General features: G+C 37.6%; 25 protein-coding genes, 1 tRNA gene and 1 riboswitch. Of the genes, 3 read left to right on the forward strand and 23 right to left on the reverse strand.

The genetic code is table 11. The features are described from left to right. Window positions 1–30: 30 nt before the first annotated feature. From O7776_RS13880 to O7776_RS13910, 7 genes are all read right to left on the reverse strand, one after another. Window positions 31–2391 carry a bifunctional 2',3'-cyclic-nucleotide 2'-phosphodiesterase/3'-nucleotidase gene (locus O7776_RS13880; protein ID WP_274307619.1) on the reverse strand — a complete coding sequence of 787 codons (2361 nt, stop codon included), beginning with the start codon at window positions 2389–2391 and terminating at the stop codon, window positions 31–33. Window positions 2392–2589: 198 nt separating this feature from the next. Beyond that, window positions 2590–3072, reverse strand: a complete 483-nt coding sequence (locus tag O7776_RS13885) for a hypothetical protein (RefSeq protein WP_274307620.1) — start codon at window positions 3070–3072, stop codon at window positions 2590–2592. Between the two features lie 285 nt (window positions 3073–3357). Next, window positions 3358–4767, reverse strand: a complete 1410-nt coding sequence (hpaB, locus tag O7776_RS13890; RefSeq protein WP_274307621.1) for a 4-hydroxyphenylacetate 3-monooxygenase, oxygenase component — start codon at window positions 4765–4767, stop codon at window positions 3358–3360. Window positions 4768–5011: 244 nt separating this feature from the next. Continuing rightward, window positions 5012–5695, reverse strand: coding sequence for a TraR/DksA C4-type zinc finger protein (locus O7776_RS13895; RefSeq protein WP_274307622.1), 684 nt, complete (start codon window positions 5693–5695; stop codon window positions 5012–5014). 99 nt (window positions 5696–5794) lie between these two features. After that, window positions 5795–6796, reverse strand: coding sequence for a VanW family protein (locus tag O7776_RS13900; protein ID WP_274307623.1), 1002 nt, complete (start codon window positions 6794–6796; stop codon window positions 5795–5797). Between the two features lie 153 nt (window positions 6797–6949). After that, on the reverse strand, window positions 6950–8614 hold the full coding sequence (locus O7776_RS13905) for a ribonuclease J (RefSeq protein ID WP_274307624.1): 1665 nt from the start codon (window positions 8612–8614) through the stop codon (window positions 6950–6952). Window positions 8615–8736: 122 nt separating this feature from the next. Next, window positions 8737–10026, reverse strand: a complete 1290-nt coding sequence (locus tag O7776_RS13910) for a glycoside hydrolase family 18 protein (RefSeq protein ID WP_274310513.1) — start codon at window positions 10024–10026, stop codon at window positions 8737–8739. A 175-nt stretch (window positions 10027–10201) separates the two neighbouring features. On the opposite strand from O7776_RS13910, the gene O7776_RS13915 reads away from it, so the two are divergent. After that, window positions 10202–10642 (forward strand): cell wall hydrolase, encoded by a 441-nt coding sequence (locus O7776_RS13915; RefSeq protein WP_274307625.1) that lies wholly within the window; start codon window positions 10202–10204, stop codon window positions 10640–10642. A 184-nt stretch (window positions 10643–10826) separates the two neighbouring features. Then, window positions 10827–11477: a hypothetical protein gene (locus O7776_RS13920; RefSeq protein ID WP_420802123.1), complete on the forward strand. Its 651-nt coding sequence runs from the start codon at window positions 10827–10829 to the stop codon at window positions 11475–11477. Window positions 11478–11538: 61 nt separating this feature from the next. Here O7776_RS13920 and O7776_RS13925 read toward each other — a convergent pair whose 3' ends face one another. The 14 genes from O7776_RS13925 to O7776_RS13990 form a co-directional block, all read right to left on the reverse strand. Next, a complete protein-coding gene (locus O7776_RS13925) occupies window positions 11539–11685 on the reverse strand; it encodes a DUF2639 domain-containing protein (RefSeq protein WP_274307627.1) in 147 nt (48 codons plus the stop codon). Between the two features lie 212 nt (window positions 11686–11897). After that, a complete protein-coding gene (locus tag O7776_RS13930; protein ID WP_274307628.1) occupies window positions 11898–12527 on the reverse strand; it encodes a class I SAM-dependent methyltransferase in 630 nt (209 codons plus the stop codon). Between the two features lie 180 nt (window positions 12528–12707). Beyond that, window positions 12708–13478, reverse strand: a complete 771-nt coding sequence (locus O7776_RS13935) for a glucose 1-dehydrogenase (protein WP_274307629.1) — start codon at window positions 13476–13478, stop codon at window positions 12708–12710. Between the two features lie 771 nt (window positions 13479–14249). Next, window positions 14250–14323: transfer RNA gene (locus O7776_RS13940), tRNA-Arg, on the reverse strand. A 179-nt stretch (window positions 14324–14502) separates the two neighbouring features. After that, the gene (locus O7776_RS13945) at window positions 14503–15003 is read right to left on the reverse strand and encodes a metallophosphoesterase family protein (RefSeq protein WP_274307630.1); all 501 of its coding nucleotides are present in this window, start codon (window positions 15001–15003) and stop codon (window positions 14503–14505) included. An 88-nt stretch (window positions 15004–15091) separates the two neighbouring features. Next, window positions 15092–15685, reverse strand: coding sequence for an XTP/dITP diphosphatase (locus tag O7776_RS13950; RefSeq protein ID WP_274307631.1), 594 nt, complete (start codon window positions 15683–15685; stop codon window positions 15092–15094). Continuing rightward, window positions 15685–16437 (reverse strand): ribonuclease PH, encoded by a 753-nt coding sequence (rph, locus tag O7776_RS13955; RefSeq protein WP_274307632.1) that lies wholly within the window; start codon window positions 16435–16437, stop codon window positions 15685–15687. Before rph ends, O7776_RS13950 begins: the two co-directional genes overlap by 1 nt. Before the next feature lie 124 nt (window positions 16438–16561). Beyond that, the gene (gene racE, locus O7776_RS13960) at window positions 16562–17362 is read right to left on the reverse strand and encodes a glutamate racemase (protein WP_274307633.1); all 801 of its coding nucleotides are present in this window, start codon (window positions 17360–17362) and stop codon (window positions 16562–16564) included. A gap of 16 nt (window positions 17363–17378) precedes the next feature. Continuing rightward, window positions 17379–17822 carry a MarR family winged helix-turn-helix transcriptional regulator gene (locus O7776_RS13965; RefSeq protein WP_241369356.1) on the reverse strand — a complete coding sequence of 148 codons (444 nt, stop codon included), beginning with the start codon at window positions 17820–17822 and terminating at the stop codon, window positions 17379–17381. A 72-nt stretch (window positions 17823–17894) separates the two neighbouring features. Beyond that, window positions 17895–18116 carry a helix-turn-helix domain-containing protein gene (locus O7776_RS13970; protein ID WP_241369357.1) on the reverse strand — a complete coding sequence of 74 codons (222 nt, stop codon included), beginning with the start codon at window positions 18114–18116 and terminating at the stop codon, window positions 17895–17897. Between the two features lie 70 nt (window positions 18117–18186). Next, entirely contained in the window at window positions 18187–18630 is a 444-nt protein-coding gene (locus O7776_RS13975) for an acyl-CoA thioesterase (RefSeq protein ID WP_274307634.1), read from the reverse strand. A 222-nt stretch (window positions 18631–18852) separates the two neighbouring features. Next, on the reverse strand, window positions 18853–19629 hold the full coding sequence (gene sdhB / locus O7776_RS13980; RefSeq protein ID WP_274307635.1) for a succinate dehydrogenase iron-sulfur subunit: 777 nt from the start codon (window positions 19627–19629) through the stop codon (window positions 18853–18855). A 16-nt stretch (window positions 19630–19645) separates the two neighbouring features. Next, the gene (gene sdhA, locus O7776_RS13985; protein ID WP_274307636.1) at window positions 19646–21391 is read right to left on the reverse strand and encodes a succinate dehydrogenase flavoprotein subunit; all 1746 of its coding nucleotides are present in this window, start codon (window positions 21389–21391) and stop codon (window positions 19646–19648) included. A gap of 97 nt (window positions 21392–21488) precedes the next feature. Further along, entirely contained in the window at window positions 21489–22103 is a 615-nt protein-coding gene (locus O7776_RS13990) for a succinate dehydrogenase cytochrome b558 subunit (RefSeq protein WP_274307637.1), read from the reverse strand. 270 nt (window positions 22104–22373) lie between these two features. Between O7776_RS13990 and O7776_RS13995 the strand changes: the two genes are divergently transcribed. Further along, a complete protein-coding gene (locus tag O7776_RS13995) occupies window positions 22374–22790 on the forward strand; it encodes a YslB family protein (RefSeq protein WP_274307638.1) in 417 nt (138 codons plus the stop codon). Between the two features lie 48 nt (window positions 22791–22838). On the opposite strand, the gene O7776_RS14000 is transcribed toward O7776_RS13995, so the two are convergent. Beyond that, window positions 22839–24071: an aspartate kinase gene (locus O7776_RS14000; protein ID WP_274307639.1), complete on the reverse strand. Its 1233-nt coding sequence runs from the start codon at window positions 24069–24071 to the stop codon at window positions 22839–22841. 127 nt (window positions 24072–24198) lie between these two features. Beyond that, window positions 24199–24377, reverse strand: a riboswitch (Lysine riboswitch). A 32-nt stretch (window positions 24378–24409) separates the two neighbouring features. Then, window positions 24410–26200, reverse strand: a complete 1791-nt coding sequence (gene uvrC / locus O7776_RS14005; RefSeq protein ID WP_274307640.1) for an excinuclease ABC subunit UvrC — start codon at window positions 26198–26200, stop codon at window positions 24410–24412. Window positions 26201–26232: the final 32 nt, after the last annotated feature.

Consider the following 26232-nt stretch of genomic DNA (forward strand, 5'->3'; position numbering starts at 1 on the left):
TAAAATCATGTCTACAGGTGTTTATTTGAATTAGTTCATTTTTAAAGAATATTTGCCAAAGCCGTCTGTACCTTCCCCAATGTATTCTATACTTTTATTGCCGTCTAAAACTTTCACTGCTTTTTTAGATGATTCAAATACAACTTTTACATCGCCTGAAATCGGAGCGAATTTCCAGTTACCATCTGCTGATGGGTCGATCGTTTTTTCATCTAAAATATAATCGATAATCGCTTGACGATTTTCATCTGGGTAAATTTCTACAGCTGTTGCATTACGAACACCTGGGAATGTACCATTTGCGCGGTAGTTGTTTGTTGCTACGATAAATTCTTGTGCTAAATCAATTGGTTGACCATTGTATTGTAAGTTGACAATACGTGAAGCACCTTCATTTACTAATTTACCGCTTGGATCGTATTTTGCTGGTTGTGTTACATCGATTTCATATGTCACTCCATCAATTACGTCATAGTTATATGAACGGAAGTCTGTGTTAATTAGTTGTTGTTCTTCTTTATTACTTACATTAATTTGATTGAACTGACCTGCAGACATTTCTAACCATTCTTTTACATCTGCGCCTGTTACTTTTAACATCGATAACGTATTATCGTATAGGTAAAGGTCTGCCACGTTTTTAATCGCCAGTTCGCCAGCTGGAATGTATGTGTAGTAATCTGCATCGCTACGAGTACCTGCTTTAAATGGTGCACCGGCTGATAATACTGGAAGATTTTCGTATTGTGTCCCTTTGATTTTGTTTTTCACATAAATAGTTTGTGCATTTGTTACGATTTGAATCGATGGATCGTCTTGTATTTGTGAGAAGTAGCTATGAATTGTTGCTGTTGTTGTCCCTACAGCTTGACGTACATACTTAATTGTACCTTCATGCGCTGATTTTACACTTTCTACAATCTCTTTATTTACTTCAACGTTGTCTTTTGAGATTTCACGCACTGCGCCAGTACCTGAAGTTACGTCCCAATCATCGCCTTTTTTCTCAAGTTGTAAATCGATTACACCTAAATGGCTACCGAATTTACCCGCCATTACTACCGGAACACCATTCATTGTACCTTGTGTTTCATCAACATTTGTTAATGATTCATCAACTTTCCCCGGGAATACGCCATGTGCATGTCCTGTAATGATTGCGTCTACGTCATTAATTTTTGAAAGTAAGTAGGATACATCCTCTTCGCCCGTTTCATGAGTTGCATCACCCATACCTGAGTGAGAAAGAACAACAATTACATCTGCCCCTTCTTCCTTCATTTGAGGAACGACAGCTTTTACAGCTTCTACAGAGTCATCTACTGTTACTTTTCCCTCAAGGTTAGATTTGTCCCATTTTAAAATTTGTGGTGGAACGACCCCTGTAACACCTACGCTAATTGTAGATGTGTTACCCTGTGAATCCACTACCTCTTTATCAATTAGTACATACGGTGTATATTTTAATGCTTTTGTTGCTGCATCACGAACATTCGCATTAACAAATGGGAATGTCGCGTCATCTGTTACTTCATCTAAAAAGTCTAAACCATAGTTAAATTCATGATTACCAAATGTAGCCGCGTCATAATTTAAAACTTCCATTGCTGCTACTGACGGATGCATTTCTCCGTCTTTAAGCTTTTGAACTGCTTGAACATAAGAGCCAAGTGGTGTACCTTGAATCGTATCACCATTATCAAATAATAATGTATTTGGATTTTCTTTACGCGCATCGTCAATTAGAATAGCTGTTTTCGCAAGACCTAAGCTGTTAGATTGTGTATCTTTATAGTAATCATAATTCATGATATTTGTATGAATATCTGTTGTACCTAAAATTCGTAGTGAGGCCGTTGTATTTGCTACTACCGGGCTATATTCTGCTAAGAAACGTTCTAAAATTTTCTCAGCTTGTGCTTTTGTTACAAAGTCTTTCGGACGGATTGTCCCGTCATCAAAGCCTGTTACTAAACTTAAACCTACTGCTTTTGCCATATCAGCACGATCGCCTTGTGCGATTTTTGAGCTATCTTTATATTGGTCTAATACCTTTTCTGAAAATGTTTCATCCGTATCAAGACCACGAACTGCAATCATAGCTGCATGTGAACGTGTTAGCTTTTCATTTGGCGCAAATTCAGTCTCTGTTTTACCTTTAATTAATTTTAATTCGATAGCCTTTTCAATATATGGCTTTAAAGAATCTGGAACATCTTTAAATTTTACTGATTGTCCAGTTCCTAAAGGCACCCCTAACGCATCAATTACTTCTTTAACATACTCACCACGCGTAATTTGATCATTTTCTGCTGCCGCTGTTGGCATCACTGCTAAACCACCAGCTAATAGCGATAGTGTAAGGGCAGAAGCCGATAATTTTTTCCACATACATATTCCTCCATTGATTAATTTTCCAACTCACTAATATATATTACCAAACATTCAAAATAATAATGGATAATTAATTAACTATTTATAAAATATTTACAATTTAAAAGAGTTAATAGAGCTTGAAAATTATAAAAAAGTTTATAAATAAAACCCCTCGAAATAATCTAATATTTCAAGGGGGTTCGTGAACAACTTCTATTTAGATATTGTACATTTCTCAAATGCGCTTTGTGTTTCGCGATATAAAATCATATTTGGTATTTGATATGTTTCTGTCGTAATAAAAATTTGTTGAAAGTCATTTTGTAACGTCGATAACCTATCTTCCTCTTCTGACGAAATAAAAAATTGACTCGTCATAATATCAAAAGTTATCGTATGGATTTGATTATCTTCGTCAATTGTATTGACGATTAACTTCGGTACACCAAATGTAAGCTCAAGTTTATGCGTAATAAGCCTTTCGCTATGATTCAATAGATTGTGGAAATCATCTAGATAAGGTAAAGTATAAATTATTTCCTTGAAGGGTAAATCTGTTAACATAGTATTTAATATTAATTTAAAAAATTTAGTATTAGTTGAACCTTCAAAGTTAGTTTCTTCTACATTTAACTGTTCATACTTAAAAGGAACTTCGAAAACTTTTCCGCTATCCGCTTTAAATAAAATATTCACTCGGAACACCTACTATTTCAAAATTTCCGCCAATTTGTGCTACTACATTTAAATGTTTAAGTTAGCAATTTATTTACATAGCGGCAAAAGTATTATAACTCAATTAGTTATTTATAACTAATTTAAAGTCTAAATACATTACTTTTGATTCAACTCAATTCATCCATATACAAATTATTGTAATGTGTCTTATGAATTGATCTAAAACTAGTTATACATGAGGTATTTTTGGGAAATTAGAAAATATATTAGAAATGCATTCTATCTATAAAATTATTTTTCTGCCTATAAATTTCGATTTTCTTTGTATAAATTATAGATCGCTCCAGACATCCGCTCTGGATTACCAAAGAAAAAGCGTTCATACAATGTTTGACGGGTACCAAATGGACTCATCGTTAAATCCCATGCAATGCGAAATAGCTTTACGCGTTCTTCACCTAATTGAGATTTTGATTGGAGAAAATGATTCAGGTCATCGTTTAGCCCAGTTTGAAAGGTATTTTCTGTTGGTATATTTATTAAGCCACTTGCAGCTAATAATTGAATAATTTCAACCATGCGTGGATACATTTTTGGATAAATCAAAATGGCTGCTTCTAGCGGCTCACGTTGTGGACAAATATAGCCAAATTCGTGTAGCTTCGCGTTATGCTCTGATTTTAACAACAATGCTTCAATCGTTTCCTGAAGCACAAGCATTTCCGCTAATTTTTGCTGAACATGAATATACTCCCCGATATTAATCGAATCGACAATTGCATTTGCAACATCTATCAAAAATTCAGTTTTCTTTACTTGCCGTGCCACAACTTGATGTAATGACAGTGGGCGAAATAACGAATTTTGAGCAAATGTGTTTGCTACATGCACATTATTTACATAAAAGACACGCTCCCATGGAACAAATACATTATCAAAAATAACGAGCGAATCGATTTCATCAAACTTTGAACCAAGAGGATAATTAAATTCACTTTCCCCAAGTACAAATGATTCACGGCAAATAAATTTTAGCCCACTCGTATTACTCGGAATCGCAAACGCAAACGCACGATTTCCATCTCCATCGTTACTTGCAGACATCACATAAATTTCGTCCGTCATCCCACCCTGTGTAGCAAGTAATTTTGCACCATCAACAATAATCCCTTTATCATTTTGTTCAATAATCGTTGCCGCAATTGGTTTTTCATCTAATTCGATATAAAAATTCGAGCGGTTCACTTGTGGATCAATGAATGTATGGGTAATGGACAAATCCTGCTCACGTGCATATTCATAATAAGCCTGTAAATGCTCAGGATAGCAATTTTCTTTTCCTTGTAAATAATCCGTCGAACAAGCAAATGCGGTAACTACTGTATTCATATAATCCGGGCTCCGGCCCATTAAACCATGATGATACGATGCGTAATGCTGAACCATCTGCCTCCGCTTTACTAAATCCTCCTTAGTTTTCGGTTGAATAAATGACCGACCTATCAAATCATTCGTTGTCGGTGATGAATAAGTCAATTCATGTTGCAAGCTTTGATCGTGCTGCATTGAATAAAGCTCAGCCTGACTGTTCATAATCCCTTTAAATGCGCGGTGCTCTGATAGTTTGCCCTGTATCCGCTCCCCGTCAATCCATATCTCAGTCCCTAATTGATCAATACGTGAAATATATTGCTCCCCTGTAATAATTGGCATTAGCACGCTCCTTTTTTAACAATCATTCTATGTATCATATTAATAGCAACATTAATTTGACCATCTATTAATAAAAAACTAAATAAAGGGGGTGTCCGAGAAGTGATTCTGGGACACCTCCTTTGCGCCGAGGATGGTGGAAATTTTATTTCGACCACCGCAGAAGCACCGCCTGCAGCGGATAATTAATACACGAACGAAGCACTGTGCGAAAAGTATTTACTTTTTGCGTAGTACCAATTGTTTAATCTTCCAAATAATCGTACTTTCGTGCCTCATCTGCATAAGCTTCGGAAATTTGACCATTAAGCTGTTCATCTTTAGAAAGATGTAATATTTCTATCGCTCCGTACATGTCTTCATTCAATTCACCGTACAAACTTTTGTAATTGTCATAATCCCCTTCAAAATCAGAAGGTGTATCTGAATTACCATACTGAGCAACTTCTTGGAACGAATCTTCATCATCTTGTAAAACATCGTGTGATTCCCTATTAGAAAATGAATTATCCACTGGCGGCAAAATTATTTCTTCCTCAACTGGTCGATCAGTCGCAATCGATTTAGACTCTGTATGCTCAATACAAAATGCTGTATAAGGTATTGCCCTTAAACGATCATATGGAATTAATTCTTGGCATTTTGCACAAACTCCATATGTGCCATTCTCCATTTTTTCGAGTGCGGAATTTACCTGTCTTAACAATTCTTCACTATGGACACTTAAGGCTAAATCCTTTTCTCTGTCATATAACTCAGTTGCTAAATCGGCTGGATGATTATCGATTGTCGATAATTCATCGGTAGCCTCTCTCAAGCTGTTGCGAATTGACCCTCCATTTTCTTGATCAGCCGTTGCAATAGTTAGTTCCTCTTTTTGTTCTATAAGCTGCTTTTTTAATTTTGATAACTGTTTAACGGTAAGCATCGCTTTCACTTCCCTTCATTTGTAGTATGAGCGAAATGAAGCGAAATCATGAAAGTAAACTTGGTAAAAAAACGAATAAGGTTCTATTGATGAAGCAAGTCAAGCATTTTCAAGTATTATCTTATATTGTTGTGCAGTTCGAATCTCGATTGTCAGCACGCCGGTACTATAAAATGTTTTAATTAAAAAAGGCACACCACTCGTATTTTGAAATTTAAAATCTAACGTGCCATAAGATACAGTTGCATCTCTGCCTACAGGTACGTAGCCTACACTTAACGAATGATGATGTCGCTCTGTTATCCTTAACGCAACTTGATCGATTGCATTAAATAATGTGGAGGAAGTTTGACAAATCCCTCCGCCAATTCCCATCACCATTTTTTTATTGACAATTTCATATGCGGGTTGATAGCCCCTTACTTCAGTCCTTTCACCAACCATTGTATTAAATGAAAAATAATCGCCTTCTCCAACAATGATATTGTTTAGTGCGAGTGCCGATAGCTCGATGTTTTTACTTCTTCCTTCTTCTGACGGTTGGAAATAAGTTGTAAATGAAGCAATCACAACATCATTCAGCGAGGCAACTTCTTCAAATTGATAATTACTTTCTATTTCGTACAGCGGTAAATATACATTTTCTCCATTTTTAGAAGCTTCAATAATTTTAGCTACTAATTCACTTTCTTTTAGAATTATCCCTACATTTCCTTTAATAATTTGCCCATTCTCCCCCACACGATCAAGTTCCATTGTTTGATCGTAGCCAATAAAAGTCTCGTATCCCCGTGCTAAAGTCTTGGCAATTTGCTTCAACTGTGTTTGATAAAACGTAAAATCGGATTCGAAACCTAATTCTTTCGGATTTATCGTTTGAACAATTTCCAAGGTACGTGGATCGATTAAGGTAACAAAAGCCGATTTTGAAATTTGTTGTGGCTCAACATCTACCTCCGTTACATTTGAACTTTCTTCTGTAGGTTGAGTCATATATGTGGGTTCATTTTTCTCCTGTTCGCTATGAAGTGTTTTTTCCTGACATCCTACTAAAAGCCATATGGTACAAAAAAGCAGTAAAGTTCCCCACGTTTTTTTCACTAAATTTCCCCTATCTATAAAAGCCAAGATACTTCTAGTTTATTCAACACTTTCTAAAATTGTGTTATGTAAGAAAAACGTATACTTCCTCTCCATAATAAAAAACCGACAAGTGAACTTATTAACAGCTCATTTATCAGTCTTTTGGTTGAATTATATTTCAATAACAATGGGTAAAATTATCGGACTTTTTTTCGTCAACGTATAAATATATTGATCGACTACCTTTTTGACCGCTCTTTTCATGGCAAATGGATTGGCTTCATTAAATTTCAATACAGCTGTTTTCGCCAGCTCATTAATATCATTAATTAACTGCTCGGCGTCTCTAGCATAAACAAATCCTCGCGAAATGGTATCTGGGTCTGTAATAATCGAACCATCCAGCTTACTAATCGTTACAACAATTACGAGCATGCCATCTTCAGACAAACGTTTGCGATCACGTAATACAATATCGCCTACTTCTCCAGTGCCAATACCATCTACATAAGAATCTCCAGCAGCTACAGCCCTAGTTTGCCGCGCCACTTGCCCGAATATATCGACAACGTCTCCATTTTTCAAAATAAATGTGTGCCCTTTCTCCACGCCAACTGCCTCAGCGAGTAAACGATGAATATGTAGCATACGGTACTCTCCGTGCACGGGAATGAAATATTTCGGCTGCATGAGCGTAAGCATTAGCTTCAAATCCCCTTGATAACCATGTCCCGAAACATGTAATCCAGTTATACTTGAATTACCATATACAACATTTGCTCCAAGTTGAAATAAATTATCGACGATTTTAGATACGTCTTTCTCATTCCCTGGAATCGGTGAAGCCGCAAAAATAACTGTGTCACCTTGTATCACTTTAATATCCCGATTACTACCTGTAGATAAACGTGACAGCGCTGCTAAAGGCTCCCCCTGACTTCCTGTGCAAACGATGACGATACGTTCTGGTGGTAATTCGGTCAAATCTTCTATCTCTATTAACATCCAACTCGGCATTTTTAAATAGCCAAGCTTGATGGCAACAGATGTAACACTTTTCATACTACGTCCAAGAAATAATAGCTTACGGTTTGTTTTACTAGCCGCTTCTATAATTTGCTGGATGCGGTTTACGTTTGAAGCAAAGGTTGAAATAAAAATCTTTCCCGTCGCCTGCAAAAATTGTTGCTCTAATTGATTAGCCACTAAACTTTCAGATGGTGTATTACCTGGTCTTTCTGCATTCGTACTTTCCGAAATTAATGCTAATACACCATCTTGACCTATTGCTGCCATTTTATGAATATCCGATGATTGGTCATTTACAGGAGTTAAATCGAATTTAAAATCTCCCGTATGCACAACTTTCCCTTCAGGTGTGTGGAATACTAGCCCTAAACAGTCTGGAATACTATGGCTCGTTTTGAAAAAGGTTACGGCCATTTTGCCAAACTCCAAGCGAGAGTCCGCAGTAATTTCGGTTAATTGAGCATCCCGCAATAGCTTATGTTCTTTCAATTTTAATTCAATAAGACCTAATGTAAAACGTGATGCAAAAATAGGGATATTGAATTTATTCAATAAATACGGAATCCCACCAATATGATCTTCATGCCCATGCGTTACAATACAGCCTATGACTTTATCTCGATTTTCTTCAATATAAGTAAATTCAGGGATGATTACATCAATACCTAATAAGCTTTTATCCGCAAATTTCACCCCGCAATCAACCAGAACAATTTCATCTGCATATTGAATTACATACATATTTTTTCCGATTTCATTAATACCACCTAAGGCAAAAATGGAAAGTGTCGATTGTGCGCTAGTCAAACAATTCCCTCCCGATGAAAAGTTAGTAAAACACTTCAAGTGCTTTCTAGTATTGCTTATTAAAGTGTGTTATATACCGTAAAAATTACTCGGGAGAAGCATCATATACAAAAACACTCTTGCTATTTTTTCACTACATTAAAATTTGAACCAATTAATTGCCAATTTTGCGGGAATGGAAGACCGAGCTTCCAATAACCAACGCCACGTAAATTTAAACGTTTTACCAAATTAAATTTCGCTTGAATAGAGCGAGCATCCTCAAACCAAACAATATGTGAACGCCCCTCATCATCGGTATAATTAAAGTATGGTGCTTGCGCGGTATAGTCGTATAGAATCGCTGCATGATATCGTTTCGCTAACTCAATCGCTCGCTGCGGGCTTAATGCTTCTGCATATGGTCCACCTTGTACGAAAGGTAGCGTCCAATCATAGCCGTATAAATTTTGCCCAAGTATAATTTTTTTCGATGGTATAACCGTTAAGGCATATTGTACGACCTTTTCGACTTCCGGTAACGGTGAAACAGCCATTGGTGGCCCTGCTGAATATCCCCACTCATACGTCATTAACATCACAAAATCGACTATTTTACCGTGTGCTTCGTAATCATGACCAGCGACCCATTCACCAGATTGAGCCGAACTCGTTTTCGGTGCGAGTGCAGTCGATACCGTATAGCCCTCTGCATGCATTCGTTCTACGGCTCTACGCAAGAAATTATTGTATGCTTCTCGTTGATCACCTGGTATTTTTTCGAAATCAAAATGAATATCCGACACATTGCCAATGCGCTGTGCTTCCTCAATAATATTGTCAAAAAGTACATCTTGTACGGCTACACTTTGAAAAATATCGCGGGCAAGTTCACTACTGAACTGAAAATCTTCAAGATTCGATATGACCATCGCAATTGCTGCGTTGTTCTTTGCTGCTACTGTCGGTAATGGCTTGATAGGCGGGACCTTTAACGAACCATCGCGCCTCGCCTCATAACTAAAAAGCGCTAAATACGTCAAATAGGGACTCGTTGCTCGCGCTTCATCTACTAATGCATCGCTTACTTCATCGCCCCTCGGTTCAATATACGCCAAAATTTCCGCTGTAGTTTTTGGTATTGGGGGAATAAATAATCGTGTACCAATCATAAGCGGTGCATTTGGATTAATGCCATTCATTTGCGCAAGTGTTAAATAATTGATCCCAAAACGCTGTCCAATTGACCATAAACTATCCCCAGCCTGTACGACATAAAATTGCCCCCAAATAGGAATAACCAAAGCTTGCCCGACAACTAATCGGTCTGGTTCTGGTATTTGATTAGCTGTCACTATGTCTTGAACAGTAGTTCCATATGCCCGCGCGATTCCCCACAACGTTTCTCCCGGCTGTACGACATGAATGTAAATTGTCGTTCCTCCTCTTTATTCGATTCTATAATTTATGAATTGAAGTGTGCGAAAATGTATTAATGTATATTGAAAGGTGCGAAGCAAGGAGCTGTTCAAGCTCCTATATACAATTTCGACATGGGGAATGGCATCAATTTCGACTTTTTTCATATGATAATGATGAGGTGAATAAATGCCAAGAGTCAAATATCGCGAAGCTGATGTGGATTTAATGGCTCGTATGATGCGGGCAGAGGCAGAAGGTGAAGGAAAACAGGGAATGCTCTATGTTGGTAACGTTATCGTTAATCGCGCCATTGCGGATTGTTTAGATTTTCGTGATGTTAGAACGATTGAGGATGTTATTTTTCAAGTACAGGGTAACAATTATTCATTCGAAGCAGTCCAAAAAGGCAATATGTTTTATCAACGTGCCCGCGATACCGAACGAAGATTAGCGCGCCAAACCCTAGATTACTGGCGCCAACATCCTGCTAAATTTGCACTATGGTACTTCAATCCAGCTGGTGAATGTCCACCAACGTGGTACGGTCAACCGTTTACCGGACAGTTTAAGCAACACTGTTTTTACGAACCAATAGGTGGGACTTGTGATAGTGTTTATATGAATTAATTATTTACATTAAAATAGAAAATTTTATGGAACTGCTTAGTATATAAGCGTTCCTTTTTTTAATGCACATTTCATTTAAGATTTGAATAATTTAGGGAATAACCTAACTTTTCATTTTTCGCCAGAAAAACCAAAGGAGCGAACGACTATTTATTCATATGAAAATCTTGGTTACCCACCTTCAATGCGTTCGATTTATCCAAGTGCCCTCTCTGAATATCCCGCGCCAATACGTCATTTCTTAAATGAACAGCCTTCTTGGAACGATTGTCGATGTATTAGTAAAAAAGAAGCAGACTTTATGGCAATGAACCAATTATTATGGATGGAACACGTGAACTGGACGAGAATGACGATTATTAGTATTGTTTTCGGTTTACCTGACTTACCATTTGTACAAGAGCGTCTTTTACGTAATGCAACGGATTTAGGCAATAGTTTGCGTCCGTTTTACGGGGATCAAATTGCCAATCGGTATGCTGAGTTAATTAAAGACCATTTAACGATTGCTGCCGAGTTGGTGACCGCAGCAACCAAGGGAGATACCATTACTGCGAAATTGAAAGAAGAAGAGTGGTATCGTAATGCGGATGACATTGTTGCTTTTTTAACGCGGATTAACCCCTATTTACCCAAAGCTCCCTTACAACAAATGTTTTATGGACATTTGAAACTTACAAAGGAAGAAGCCGTTAACATTATCCAAAAAAATTATAAAGAAGGTGTCGCTATTTTTGATTTAATCGAAGCTGAAGCATTAGCCATGTCTGATATGATTGCTTCAGCCATCGTTTGTCAATTTTGGGGGTTCTTTTCTCCTTTTAATCTGTATTAACAAATAAATAGGTTAGCGAGCGCAAATCGTTTGTGCTGCTAACCTGTTTTGATTGAACCGATTACTCCTCTTTTAAAACGAGTTGATAATATAATCTCCGCAACTCAGACGTTTTGGAAAGCCCTAAATGTGTTTTAAATTGTGGATGCAGCTTTACGCCGTTCATACGTAATTCCCTCACATACCAGCCCTTCGAATACCTGTACATTCTTCTGTCCCCTTCTCCCCATTACTTGACCAAAAAACCGTTTTACCGTACCCATCATATGCTGGAAAATGAATTCAATTACGCGTAATTAGTGAATTTTTTGGATATATATTTTAGAAATACAATTGAGTATTTTACGCAAAAAAACCACTTCGATTTATACAAAGCGGTTATTTTATCAGTTTAGAATATGACAGATTTAGATTTTGTACTTAAAGAGGTTTTCTACATTTGATCATAATAAATTTAAATGGAGGTTTATGTTCCATATTTTTATGTGGTTCAACAATTTCAGAATAATCTACCATTCCGTAATTGCCAAACTCTTGTTCAATTGACTCCGAATCATAAAAGAACATTTTTACTCCGGCCATTGTTTCGAAATAATCTTTCCCTAGTTGTTTCCCTTTTCCGAACATTGGGGCATCTTTTGAAATCGTTGTGAAAATCATATATCCACTTGGCTTTAACTGATTGTAGCAATCTTTTATCAGCTTTTCTCTCTCGTCACTATTCAATAAATGAATTAGTGCATAACAAAAAATACCGTCATACAGTTTGTTCTCAAAAGGCATATCTGTTACTGAACCATGAAAAATATTCATATGAAGCCCATTTTGCCTTGCTAATTCAATCGCAGTATTGGAAATCTCAATACCTGATACATTGATTCCGTTATCAATAAAAACCTTTGCATTTCGACCATAGCCAATACCAGGAATCAATATATCCTTTACATTCTTCTCAAGGAAAAAATCCTTTGTCAGGATGGCGGAGTCTGAAGGTTCAAATCCCCACATCATTTGATTTTCTATGAAACTTGCTTCCCAAAATTCAGACATATATGAATCTCCTTTGAAATTAGTTGTTTTTTTGATATCAGCTTGCTCTATAATTGAAAGTACTTTAATCCCTTAGAGATTTGAGCGTATTTTAGCATGATTAATAAAATATAACAAAATAAAACTCCAATACCTCAAACACAATTGTTGTGCAAGAAGTATTGGAGTGGATTATTTCTATTATAGTGGTAATTTACCGGCTACATAGCCACCATCAACTGGTAAGATAACACCGTTAACTTGTTTAGCTAAATCTGAACATAAGAATAATACAGCATTCCCTTGATCTTCAGCTTTAGTCATTTCACCTGAAGGCATTGCTTTTAAAACTGCGTTATATTGTTCTGGTGCAGTCTCTGCCCAACGCTCGATAGCTGGTGTAAGAGTAGAACCTGGTGCAATCGCATTTACACGGATTTTATCCTTTCCGTATTCTAATGCAGCAGCTTTCGTTAAGCCAACTACAGCGTGCTTAGATGCTACATAAGCAGCCATGTTCATAACGCCTTCCATACCAGCACCAGAAGCTGTGTTTACGATAGAACCACCGCCGTTTTTCAGCATGGCATTTACTTGGTGCTTAATAGAATAGAACGTACCATATAAATTAATTTGAATCGTTTTATCCCATGCTGCAGAATCAGCATCACCTATTTTTGTTTGTTGTAAGTTTACACCAGCATTATTATGAGCAAAATCTAATTTGCCAAATTTATTTACTGTTTCGTCAACTAGTGCTTTTACTTCTTCTTCTTTACTAGCATCACACTTGAAGAAATGTGCTTCGCCACCGATTTCTTCAATCAATTTAACTGTTTCAAGACCACCTTCTACATTAACGTCTGAAACCATTACTTTTGCGCCTGCTTTTGCTAAAGCTAGTGCACTCGCTCTTCCAATACCTGATCCCGCAGCTGTTACTAATCCAGCTTTACCTTCCATTAACATCATAAATGTCAACTCCTCGTGATTTTGATTAATTGTAATGTTCCTTGTCATTATTACAATTACTAGTTATTTAATTTTTGTAAACCATGATTAAAATATGATTATTTAAAATAGTTTAGCATTAAACTATATTGATAATATACAACAAGAAAGAATAAATGGTCAAAGAAAACGTCTATATTTTTAACCCTAAAAGTAGAATAATGATATTAATCCCCCTCTTATAGAAGCAAGTCATATTTTGTGTATAGCGTTCAGAAGCTCATCTGTCAAAATTGATATACGACTTAAATATAAATAAGTGACAATCTGTTGCTAAAGTCCCTTTGTGGCACTTAATAGTAAATATGTAGTATATCAAAAACTACAACGTGGAAATTTGCACTATTTTTCCATTCAGTTAATAAATTCAAATGAGAAATGAAAATAGAAAATTGATTGTATCAGCCAGAGAAGATTTTTCTTGGTGTGGATTTATAATTGTTAATTCAGCATCGCCAATAGTCTTAGAATGAGCTGTAGGTACTTTCCTTCCCTAAACAGATGTAGTTAACTCATGAATTGATAGGTTTAAATCGACATCAAACACTCCCGATTTTTTGGTCATAAAAAAAATCCTCCAATCATGTAAATTGGAAGATGCTTTGGTTCATATAGATAGTATAATTTTTATTTAACAAAAAAAGGGATTCAGAATCAATGACCGAAGCCCTGACCGAATCCCCTACTGCTCAAAAACCCTTGGTATAGAAAAATTTTTGATTTGTTAATTTACGTCCCCAGTAGGATTCGAACCTACGACCGCACGCTTAGAAGGCGTGTGCTCTATCCAGCTGAGCTATAGAGACAACTGCTTTAATAATATAACTGGTATTAAAGACAATTTTTATTATAAGTTACAAACTAAAGAAAGTCAACAACCTTTTTCATAAACTATTATTGAAATAAAATTATAGTTCAAAAACCTATCTTACTTCATACTATGCAAAAAGCCTCGAATTTAAAACGAGGCCCCTCCATTTATTCATTAACGTTCAATAAACATTTGATCAAATAAATTATTTCTGTCGTCATAACAATCTAACGTATAATGCGTCGGCGATATGGTTAACGTGACAAAAGATTTTTCTTTTATTTGGCGAGGCTTCTTTAAGCTACCCGGATTAATGAAAAAGATACCATCAATATATTCCGCACCTAAAATATGCGAATGCCCAAAGCACACAATATTCGCACCAAGCTCCTTAGCACGATAGACAAGCTTCATCGGCGAAGATTTCACGTCATATAAATGGCCATGTGTGACATATACACGCTCACCATTTACATGAATCAAAACTTCATCTAAGTAATTTTGATCATAATCACAGTTGCCCTTCACCCGTTCCATGTCTTGCATTGCTGAATGGGAGTACGGTAATTCACTATCGCCACAATGAATCATCTTGTATGCATCTGGATGATAGCTTTTTATACGTTCAATGATTTCCTCATCACCATGGGTATCACTCATAATTAATAGTTTCAATCCAACCCACATCCTTTTCCAGTGTATACGAATCAGTTTGTCATCAACTAAAAAAATCAATTATCATTTCACAATTGTTTTTAACTATTTACTTCAGTAATTCCGCTAATTGCAATGCCAATTTACGAATTGCGTTACCGCGGTGTGAAATGGCACCTTTCTCTTCACCAGAAAGCTCAGCCATATGCTTTTCTAAAGCTGGTACGTAGAAAATTGGGTCATACCCAAAACCGTTTGTTCCTTTTTTCTCATGGGCGATGATACCTTCACATGTGCCAAATACCGTTTTCGTTTCCATATTTGGACCGGCGATTGCTAATGCACAGCAAAAGCGTGCTGTACGTTCTTCTTCTCGAACGTCCTTCATATTTGCTAGTACTTTCACCATATTGGCTTCGTCGTCATGATCGCCTGCATAGCGTGCAGAATATACGCCTGGCTCCCCATTTAATGCGTCGATTGCTAAACCGCTATCGTCAGCGATTACGATTTTGCCAAGTAAATTGGCTAACGTTTCTGCTTTTAATATTGCATTTTCTTCAAATGTCGTCCCAGTTTCTTCGATTTCTAAATCTGGGGCTACTTCGAACATTGTAACTACTTCATAGCCGAATGGATTAAATAAGGCTTCAAAGTCTTTTGCTTTGCCTTTATTTTTAGTGGCGATTACTACTTGCTTCATTATGCTTCCACCTTCCCAATTAGTACTGCTAATTCACCTAGCGCGTCTTTTTGAATATTAATTAACTGGGCAATACCCGCTTCACCTAAATCTAATAGCTCGTTTAATTCCGTTCTTGAGAAAGTCGCTTCTTCGCCTGTTCCTTGTAATTCAACAAATTGACCTGCACCCGTCATAATTACGTTCATATCAACCTCTGCTGTTGAATCTTCAATGTAATTTAAGTCTAATACTGCTCCAATGTTAGCTAATTTCCCAACACTTGTTGCAGCTAGAAAATCGGTTACTGGAAACTTGGCAAATGGTTTTTCAGTGCCCATTTCCGCAATCGCTTGAGTCATTGCTACAAACGCTCCAGTAATTGACGCTGTACGCGTGCCTCCGTCTGCCTGAATAACATCACAGTCAATCCATACTGTTTTTTCACCTAACGCCTCTAAATCAACAACTGCACGTAATGCACGCCCGATTAAGCGTTGGATTTCCATTGTACGACCTGTTACTTTACCTGCTGAAGATTCTCGGCGTGTACGTTGCTCCGTTGCGCGTGGTAGCATTGAATATTCTGCAGTAATCCAACCTTTACCTTGTCCACGTAAAAAACCTGGTACTTTATCTTCAATAGTTGCTGTACAAATTACTTTTGTATTCCCAACGCTAATTAATACCGAGCCTTCTGGATGCATTAAATAGTTATTTTCAATTTGAACTGGACGTAATTCCGCCACAGCTCGTAAGTCATGTCTTGTCATGATGGACCTCCTCAATTTGTTCGCGCACTAATCTTAACATACTTTACTAGCAGCCTAAAGCGAAAATGCAATGCTAAAATAGAAAAAACCCAAATTAGAGAACACTCTAACCTGAGTTTGATCATTATTTTTCAAATGAGATTTTACGAATATCCAGAGTCCCCCGCTCTAACCAGCGCTCCGCAATAGAACGGAAAATTGGCACTGATCCAGAGGCATAAAGGACATGTTGTGGCGGCTCACTGTCCAAACGCAGTTGACCTTTATAGCTTAGTATCGCCTCAACATCTTTTGCCGTTTCTTCAGCACTAGATAAAACGTGTACATCCTTACCTACTGCTGCCTCAATTTGCTTTTGTAAAATAGGATAATGCGTACAACCTAAAATCACCGTATCAAAACGTTCATTTTCAATAGGTTTCAACCCTTTTGAAACGAGATCATACGAGAACTGTCCCTCATATTCACCACTTTCTACAAGAGGCACAAATGTTGGACAAGCTAGCGGAATAACCGTAGCCTTAGTCGAAAGCGATTTAACAGCTTCCTCATACGCTCCACTTTTTACCGTGCCTTCTGTAGCTAACACAACGATTTCATTACGCTTTGTTTGCTTAATTGCTGCTCGTGCCCCAGCATTAATAACACCTAAAACAGGGAAAGGCATATGCTTTTGTAAGCTTTCTAATGCCACCGCTGTCGCTGTATTGCATGCAATAACGAGCATTTTAATATTCATTTTTTCTAGCGCCTTTGCCATTTGCCATGTAAAGTTACGCACTTCTTGTTTCGAGCGTGGCCCATACGGACAACGCGCAGTATCACCGATATAATATATTGTTTCATTCGGTAATAGTTCCATTATTGCTTTTGCGACAGTTAACCCGCCGACTCCTGAATCGATTACACCAATTGGGGCATTCACTAGTACCGCCTCTATCCTATTTCATTAATAAATGTAGCTTTTGCAAATATTTTAATAATTGCTCGAACTCTACTGTGTCAAATTCATCGGTAATATCGCGTAAATAATCTTGACGCTTTACAATTACTTCTTGAATAATGCGTTCACCCTCCGGTAATAGGTGGATGCGCACCACACGACGATCATTTTCGTCACGAACTCTCTGAACAAGTTCGTTTTTCTCCATTCTGTCGACTAAATCGGTTGTTGTCGAAAATGCTAAATACATTTTAGTCGATAAATCACCAATTGTCATATCACCTGACTCTTGCAACCATTGCAATGCAACAAATTGCGGAGGTGTAATAATATAATTGCTTAATATTTCACGGCCTTTTTGCTTTATTAAGTGAGAAATATATCGTAATTCTTTTTCTAAGATTGCTACAGATTCAGAGCTATGTGTGCTTTGATCTTTCATCGATTTCATTCACTCCCCGAACGTTTCATAATTCTATTTTGATGTTTTTTTCGTAAAATAGCAAGTATCCATTCAGTTTATAGACAATTCTTGCAATCGCAATAACTCAATTAGTGCCTGTGTTCGACTGGAAACACCTAATTTTTGAATTGTATTGGAAATATGATTACGTACTGTTTTTTCACTAATACCTAGCTTAGCCGCAATTTCTCGTGTCGAATAGTCTTCAATTAATAACTCAAAAATTTCTCGTTCTCTTTTTGTTAACAGCGAACGATGCTGCGGACGAGTCATTTATGCAACACCCTCCTATCCTCTTCTTTGTACATTATGTCACGTGCGAATTAGAGGTGAGGGCATTTAACTATTTCCCAAGCAATAATTTTTTTTGTTCTTCTAAAAACGGGACACCTTTACCTGTCTCATAGTTCAATTGAACCAATGTACCTCGCGCTGTGTAGCAGACTTCCTCTTTTTCGTTTTTAACTAAGTAATGTAAATCCATTGAAGTATTGCCGATTGATGCAGTTTTCACATAAATCGTTAATGTTTCGTCATAAAATACTTGTTTTAAATAATCACACTGAATATCGGCAACAACTAACATATTTTGATTAATTGCTTCACTTGAAAGGTCGAATCCAAGTGCTTTATAATATTCCATGCGAGCATATTCTAAGTAGGCAAATACCTTCGTATTATTAACATGTCCATACATGTCAGTTTCTGAAAAACGCACCTTTACGGTTGTCGAAAATGAAAATCCTGCTGCCCATTCTTGTGGCTCTTGAATATAAGTTGCTCTCATATTATTTCCCCCTTTTAAGTAAAAAAACATCATCCCCCGATAATGAATCTCCGTTCATTATAACATAATTTGTCATTTTCGACAGATATGATCATTATGCTATTACTTAATTATTGATGGACTATTATATTAATGTAAATACAATTAAGATTTAATTACGCTAATATCAAAATCCCTAAAAAAAGACCTCCACAAATGTGGAGGTCTTTTGAGTTGGTTTGATTAGTCAACCATGTGGTCAGAACCGAAGAAGTTCTTGAACATTTGAACAGTTGTTGCACGGTTAAGCGCAGCAATTGAAGTTGTTAAAGGAATACCTTTTGGACAAGCAGCTACACAGTTTTGAGAGTTACCGCAGTTTGCAAGACCGCCGTCTCCCATAATTGCTTCTAAACGCTCGTCCTTATTCATTGCACCAGTTGGATGAGTGTTGAATAAGCGTACTTGTGATAATGGAGCTGGACCAATGAATGAAGCTTTTTCAGACACGTTTGGACATGCTTCCATACATACACCACAAGTCATACATTTAGATAATTCGTAAGCCCATTGACGTTTGCGCTCTGGCATACGAGGACCCTCACCTAAATCATAAGTACCATCGATTGGAACCCATGCTTTAACTTTCTTAAGTGCGTTGAACATACGTTCACGGTCAACTTGTAAGTCACGGATGACTGGGAAAGTTTTCATTGGCTCTAAGCGAATTGGTTGAGTTAATTTGTCTACTAAAGCAGAACAAGATTGTTGTGGACGTCCGTTGATAACCATTGAACAAGCACCACAAACTTCTTCTAGACAGTTCATATCCCAAGCTACTGGAGTCGTTTTTTGACCATCAGCAGTTACTGGGTATTTTTGAATATGCATTAAAGCAGAAATTACGTTCATACCTGGGCGGTAAGGAACTTCAAACTTCTCAACGCGTGTAGCACCATTCTCAGAATCTTGACGAACGATTTCTAACTGAACTGTTCTACCAGTATTTACTGTTTCCATTTTCTAGTTCCCCCTTTTACGCAGAGTAGTCGCGTTTACGTGGTGGAATTAACGAAACGTCTACTTCTTGATAAGTAATAATTGGCTCGCCCGTAGCTGGATCGAACTTCGCCATAGTTGTTTTTAAGAATCTTTCATCATCACGTTCAGGGAAATCTGGTTTGTAGTGCGCTCCACGAGATTCATCACGTAATAATGCACCCTTCGTCATAACTTTTGCAAGGTATAACATGTTCTTTAACTGACGAGTGAAGTGAGCACCTTGGTTAGACCATTTTTGTGTGTCATTGATGTTGATGTTTTCCCAACGCTCTTGTAATTCAGTTAATTTTTTGTACGTTTCTTCTAATTTAGAGTTAACACGTACTACTGTCATGTTATCAGTCATCCACTCACCAAGCTCTTTGTGAAGTAAGTAAGCGTTTTCTGTACCGTCCATTTTAAGGATAGCTTCCCATTTCTCTTGCTCTTCTTTTTCACGACGTGTGTAGATTTCTTCTGATAAATCTTCCGCATGCTTTTTAAGACCTTTAATGTACTTAACAGCATTTGGACCAGCAACCATACCACCGTAAATCGCAGATAATAATGAGTTAGCACCTAAACGGTTTGCACCGTGTTGTGAGAAGTCACATTCACCAGCAGCGAATAAACCTGGGATTTCAGTCATTTGGTCGTAATCTACCCATAAACCACCCATTGAGTAGTGAACTGCTGGGAAGATTTTCATTGGTAATTTACGTGGGTCATCACCTACGAATTTTTCGTAGATTTCGATAATACCACCTAACTTAATATCTAATTCATGTGGATCTTTATGAGATAGGTCAAGGTATACCATGTTCTCACCGTTGATACCTAATTTTTGGTTTACACATACGTCGAAGATTTCACGAGTAGCAATATCACGAGGTACTAAGTTACCGTAAGCTGGGTATTTCTCTTCTAAGAAGTACCAAGGTTTACCGTCTTTGTAAGTCCAAATACGACCACCTTCACCACGAGCAGATTCTGACATTAGACGGTTTTTGTCGTCTCCAGGAATTGCTGTTGGGTGAATTTGAATCATTTCACCGTTTGAATAAGAAGCACCTTGTTGATAAACAATTGATGCTGCTGAACCAGTGTTGATTACTGAGTTTGTTGTTTTACCGAAGATAATACCAGGGCCACCTGTTGCCATGATTACAGCGTCAGAACGGAATGATTTAATTTCTTCAGTACGTAAATCTTGTGCTACGATACCGCGGCAAACGCCTTCGTCATCCATAACGGCACCAAGGAATTCCCAGTGCTCATATTTTGTAACTAAACCAGCTACTTCGTGAGAACGAACTTGCTCGTCTAGTGCGTATAGTAATTGTTGACCAGTTGTTGCACCTGAGAATGCTGTACGGTGCATTAACGTACCGCCGAAACGACGGAAGTCAATTAAACCTTCTGGCGTACGGTTGAACATTACACCCATACGGTCCATTAAGTGGATAATTCCAGGGGCTGCATCACACATACCCTTAACTGGTGGTTGGTTCGCTAAGAAGTCGCCACCGTATACTGTATCGTCAAAGTGGATCCATGGAGAATCCCCTTCACCTTTTGTATTAACTGCTCCGTTAATTCCGCCTTGCGCACATACAGAGTGCGAACGTTTAACTGGAACTAACGAGAATAACTCAACTGCAGTACCAACTTCAGCTGCTTTAATCGTAGCCATTAAGCCGGCAAGACCGCCACCAACGACGATAACTTTACTCTTTGCCATGATTATTTCTCACTCCTCATTAATTGCTAATTACTTTTACTCACAATTTCATCCGATACTTAGTTCTTAACTATGTATTAGCGTTCAAGTTAAGAAATTATGCGAATGAAACGATTGCTGCAACACCCATAATGCTTAAAATCACAAATACTAATAAAGAAACATAAGTGAAGATTTGTTGAGATTTTTTAGATTGTGTAATACCCCAGCTCACGCAGAATGACCATAAGCCGTTCGCTAAGTGGAATGTTGCTGATACGATACCAACGATGTAGAATGCTAACATTAATGGATTGTCAACGATTTCAGCAATCATGTCCCATTCAACTTCAGTACCTAATGCTTTTTGTATACGAGTTTGGAAAATATGCCAAGCAATGAAGATTACTAGGAAAATCCCTGTGAAACGTTGTAAAGCGAACATCCAGTTACGGAATGTGCTAAAACGCTTCGTGTTGTGTGTAGCAGTGAATGCAATATACACTCCGTAGAATGCGTGGAACATAAGTGGGATATAAATAATAACCCATTCCATTACTAACAATAACCAATGCGGAACTAAATCCATCATGTGAATTGAGTCATTGTAAGTACTTTCACCGCCAATTGCAGTGAAGTTCAAACTTAAGTGGAACACCAAGAATAACCCGACAGGAATTACACCTAGTAACGAGTGTAAGCGGCGCCATAAAAATTCACGATCTTTCGACAAAACTGTTACCCCCCTTAGTACTTGAAATACACATAAACATCGTCACGAAATTGTTGACTCTGTTTGTTGACTGCATATTTCATCATGGTACAATATTATGACATGTCCATTGTACTCTCAACAGATACTAGCGTCAAGGCAACCAGTGATATTTTATAATCATTTTAAAGACGACTTTAAGCTGTTTTGAGTCGGATTTTTTCTACTTATATTAACATTTCTTATCAAGAATTAAAATTATAAGAAAAATTATGAAAGAGGTATTTTACTATGGGAGAGCTAAAAATGAAAACGATTCCATCTTTTGGGTACGAAATCATTCGAGATCATCTGCTTCATTCAATTTTAGGAAAGCACGAAGAGGATGTATTATATTGGGCGGGAAAAGAACTAGCACGAAAATTTCCACTATTTTCATCAGAGGAACTACCATCATTCTTTACAGAAGCAGGCTGGGGCGTAATTACATTAGAAAAAGAATCAAAAGATGAAGCCCACTACGTATTGACGACAACTGAAGAACATTCGTTAAATATTGAACAACGTTGTTTCCGTTTAGAAGCCGGGTTTTTAGCCGAGCAAATACAAAAACAATTAGGCTGTTTAACAGAATGCTATGAAGAAAAAATCGAAAAGAAAAACTACGTAAGATTTACTTTAAAGTGGGATTTAAAGGAGTTAGTTTAACAAAAAATACCGTTCATGGACTTAGTCAATCCATGAACGGTATTTTGATTATGAAGCTGAAATCTCTAATATTGCTAGATTGAATTCATCATGCAATGCATTAGCCGCGCGTACCATTTCGTCCTGCGGCACAACAACCGACACTTTAATTTCTGATGTACTTACCATCTTCACAGGAATATTCTCTTTACCTAATCTGGCAAACATACGTGCTGCGACACCAGGATTCGATACCATCCCTGAACCCACAATTGAAACTTTTGCTAAGCCAACCTCAAAATCTGCAAAGCTAAAACCTAATGATAATTTACTTGCCTCTAGTACACGCAAGCTTTCCGCGAATTCTTCTTTTGCAATTGTAAAAGAAATGGTTGGCTTTATACCATCAATCACTGCCTGCACAATAATATCCACATTGATTTCATGTTCGGCTAACGCATGAAACACCTCAGCTAGTGAAGCTGTTTCATAAGAATCATAGCCAATTGTTAAACGAATAATATCCGATTCATATGCAACACTGCGCACGATTAAATTTTTTTCCATTTCTACATCTCCTTTAATTAACGTCCCATCCACATCATGCTCAAATGAACGAATGACGAGCGGTAATTCATATTTCTTAGCTAGCTCTACCGCACGTGGATGTAAGATATGTGCTCCTAAATTTGCAAATTCGAGCATTTCATCATATGAAATTTCAGGTAACATACGGGCATGTTCAACGATTTGGGGATCTGCAGTAAAAATGCCGTCCACATTGGAATAAATGTCTACTCGCTCTGCTTCTAGCGCTACAGCTAGTGCTACAGCTGATGTTTCAGAGCCGCCTTTTCCTAATGTTGTAATATCATGCGCCTCCGTTATTCCTTGAAAACCCGACACAACAACAATTTCACCTTGTGCTAAATGTGCTTTAATACGCAGCACATCAACGTCTTCAACACGTGCATTACGATGCGCATCATTTGTTTTAATCCCTGCTTGCCACCCCGCAAGTGATATCGCTTTTCCACCTAACTCTTGAATGGCCATCGTTAAAAGTGCACTTGTCATCTGCGCTCCTGTTGCGATTAATACGTCCATTTCACGCTTTGATGGCTCATCCGTAATATCATGTGCAAATTGTCGCAACTCTCGTCGAATTGATTCCATCGAAGAAACCACAACAACTAAGTGTATGCCTCTTGCCTGCTCCTTTATTACGTTTTTCGCTACATCCCTAATTTTTTCGGCCGTCGCGATTGCCGGGCCACCAAATTTTGCAACAACTGTTTGCATACATTTGCACTCCTTTTTTCTTGTACTCTTAATACCACTTCTTCTATTCCAGTGAAAAAACGCAAAAAAAAGCGACCTTCCACGTTCATGGAAAGTCGCCATCAAGACAAATAAAAATTAAAATATCTTTTAGGATAGCTCTCCAGAACATAATGCTCTGACAGTCTTACATCTCTTAAATGCAAAACCAGCAAAATACGTGAACAATACGCATTTCACTTCGGCAGGCTCCCCTTTCGATTGCTTTCTTAGGAATTGTTCTTCCTCGAGCAATGTACTATTGAATACTGCACCTCTATCATTCGAATTTATAGAATTGTTTGTATTTTAGCATAACACTACTCCGTTTTCAATGATGCATCCTGAAAATGTCGGTAAATGCCCTCCGCTAGCTTTGGTGGTATACCCGCCTCTTGTAATTGTAATTCACTCGCTTCACGTATTTTTTTCACAGAGCCAAAATGTTTCATCAGTTGTTGTTTGCGTCTTGGTCCGACACCGTCAATATCATCCAGTACAGACTGAATCGCATTTGTTTGACGCTGTTGACGTAAAAACGTAATCGCAAATCGGTGTACCTCGTCTTGAATACGCTGCAATAAATAAAACCCATCACTTGTACGTTTTAGTGGCACCACTTCAGGTGGACTACCGAATAATAGCTGTGACGTATTGTGCTTATCATCTTTCGCAAGACCCGCAATTGGAATCACGAGGCCAAGCTCATCTTCAATCACTTCACGTGCCACTTCGATTTGCCCTTTCCCACCATCGATAACGATTAAATCCGGTAACGGTAAATTTTCACGTAGAACGCGCGTATAACGGCGGCGCACGACCTCTGCCATCGCACCGTAATCATCATGCTTTGCTGCTTCACGTGTTTTATATTTGCGGTATTCCTTTTTAGCGGGCTTTCCATCTATAAAAACAACCATAGCTGACACTGGATCAGCTCCGTGCATGTGGCTATTATCAAACGCTTCAATTCGCAACGGAATCGAAATATTCATCGCTTCCGCTAATGCTTCACATGCACCAACTGTTCTTTCTTCCTGACGTTCAATTAGTTGGAATTTTTCTTGAATGGCAATGCCTGCATTTTTCATCGCCAAATCGACGAGCTCTTTTTTAGAACCTCGTTTTGGAATTATAACTTTTGTATTTAAAAGCTTTTGCAATATTTTTTCATCAATTGAACTTGGCACAAAAATTTCTTTTGGCAAAATATGATTCGACGGTTCATAAAAACGACCTACAAAGGTTAGAAACTCCTCTTCAGGCTCATCGTAAATCGGAAAAACAGAAACATCACGCTCAATTAGTTTCCCTTGGCGTACAAAAAATACTTGTACACACATCCACCCTTTTTCAACTGCGTAACCAAATACATCACGGTTTGTTAAGTCATCAGACACCATTTTTTGCTTTTGCATAATACTATCAATATGTGTAATTAAATCACGGAATTCCTTTGCACGTTCAAACTCTAAATTTTCCGCTGCTTCGAACATTTTTTGCTGAAGATCCTCTTTAATTTCATCGACCCCTCCATTTAAAAACTTTGAAATTGCTTCAATCATTTCGTCATATACTTGTTTTTCAATATCCTTTACACAAGGTGCCAAGCATTGACCTAGATGGTAATACAGGCACACCTGATTGGGCATATGAGCACATTTTCGAAGTGGGTACAGTCGGTCTAACAGCTTTTTCGTTTCATTTGCTGCGTAAGCATTCGGATAAGGACCAAAATATTTCGCTTTATCCTTTTTAATTTTACGCGTCGTAATAAGACGTGGATGACGCTCATTTGTAATTTTAATATACGGATAGGTCTTATCATCAGTTAGTTTAATATTATATTTTGGATCATGGAGCTTAATTAAATTTAGTTCTAAAATAAGCGCCTCTATGTTACTAGAAGTGACAATATATTCAAAGTCTTCAATTTCACTTACTAAGCGTGCCGTTTTCCCATCATGACTGCCTGTAAAATACGAGCGAACACGTTTTTTTAATATCTTTGCCTTACCAACATAAATTATCGTGCCTTGACGGTCCTTCATAATATAGCAACCCGGGTCAGCCGGTAAAATTTCTAGTTTCGCTTTAATCATTGCATTCATATTTCTCACCTATACACTGTGTCGTTATCTTA

The sequence above is a fragment of the Solibacillus daqui genome (assembly GCF_028747805.1).
GTDB lineage: Bacteria > Bacillota > Bacilli > Bacillales_A > Planococcaceae > Solibacillus > Solibacillus daqui.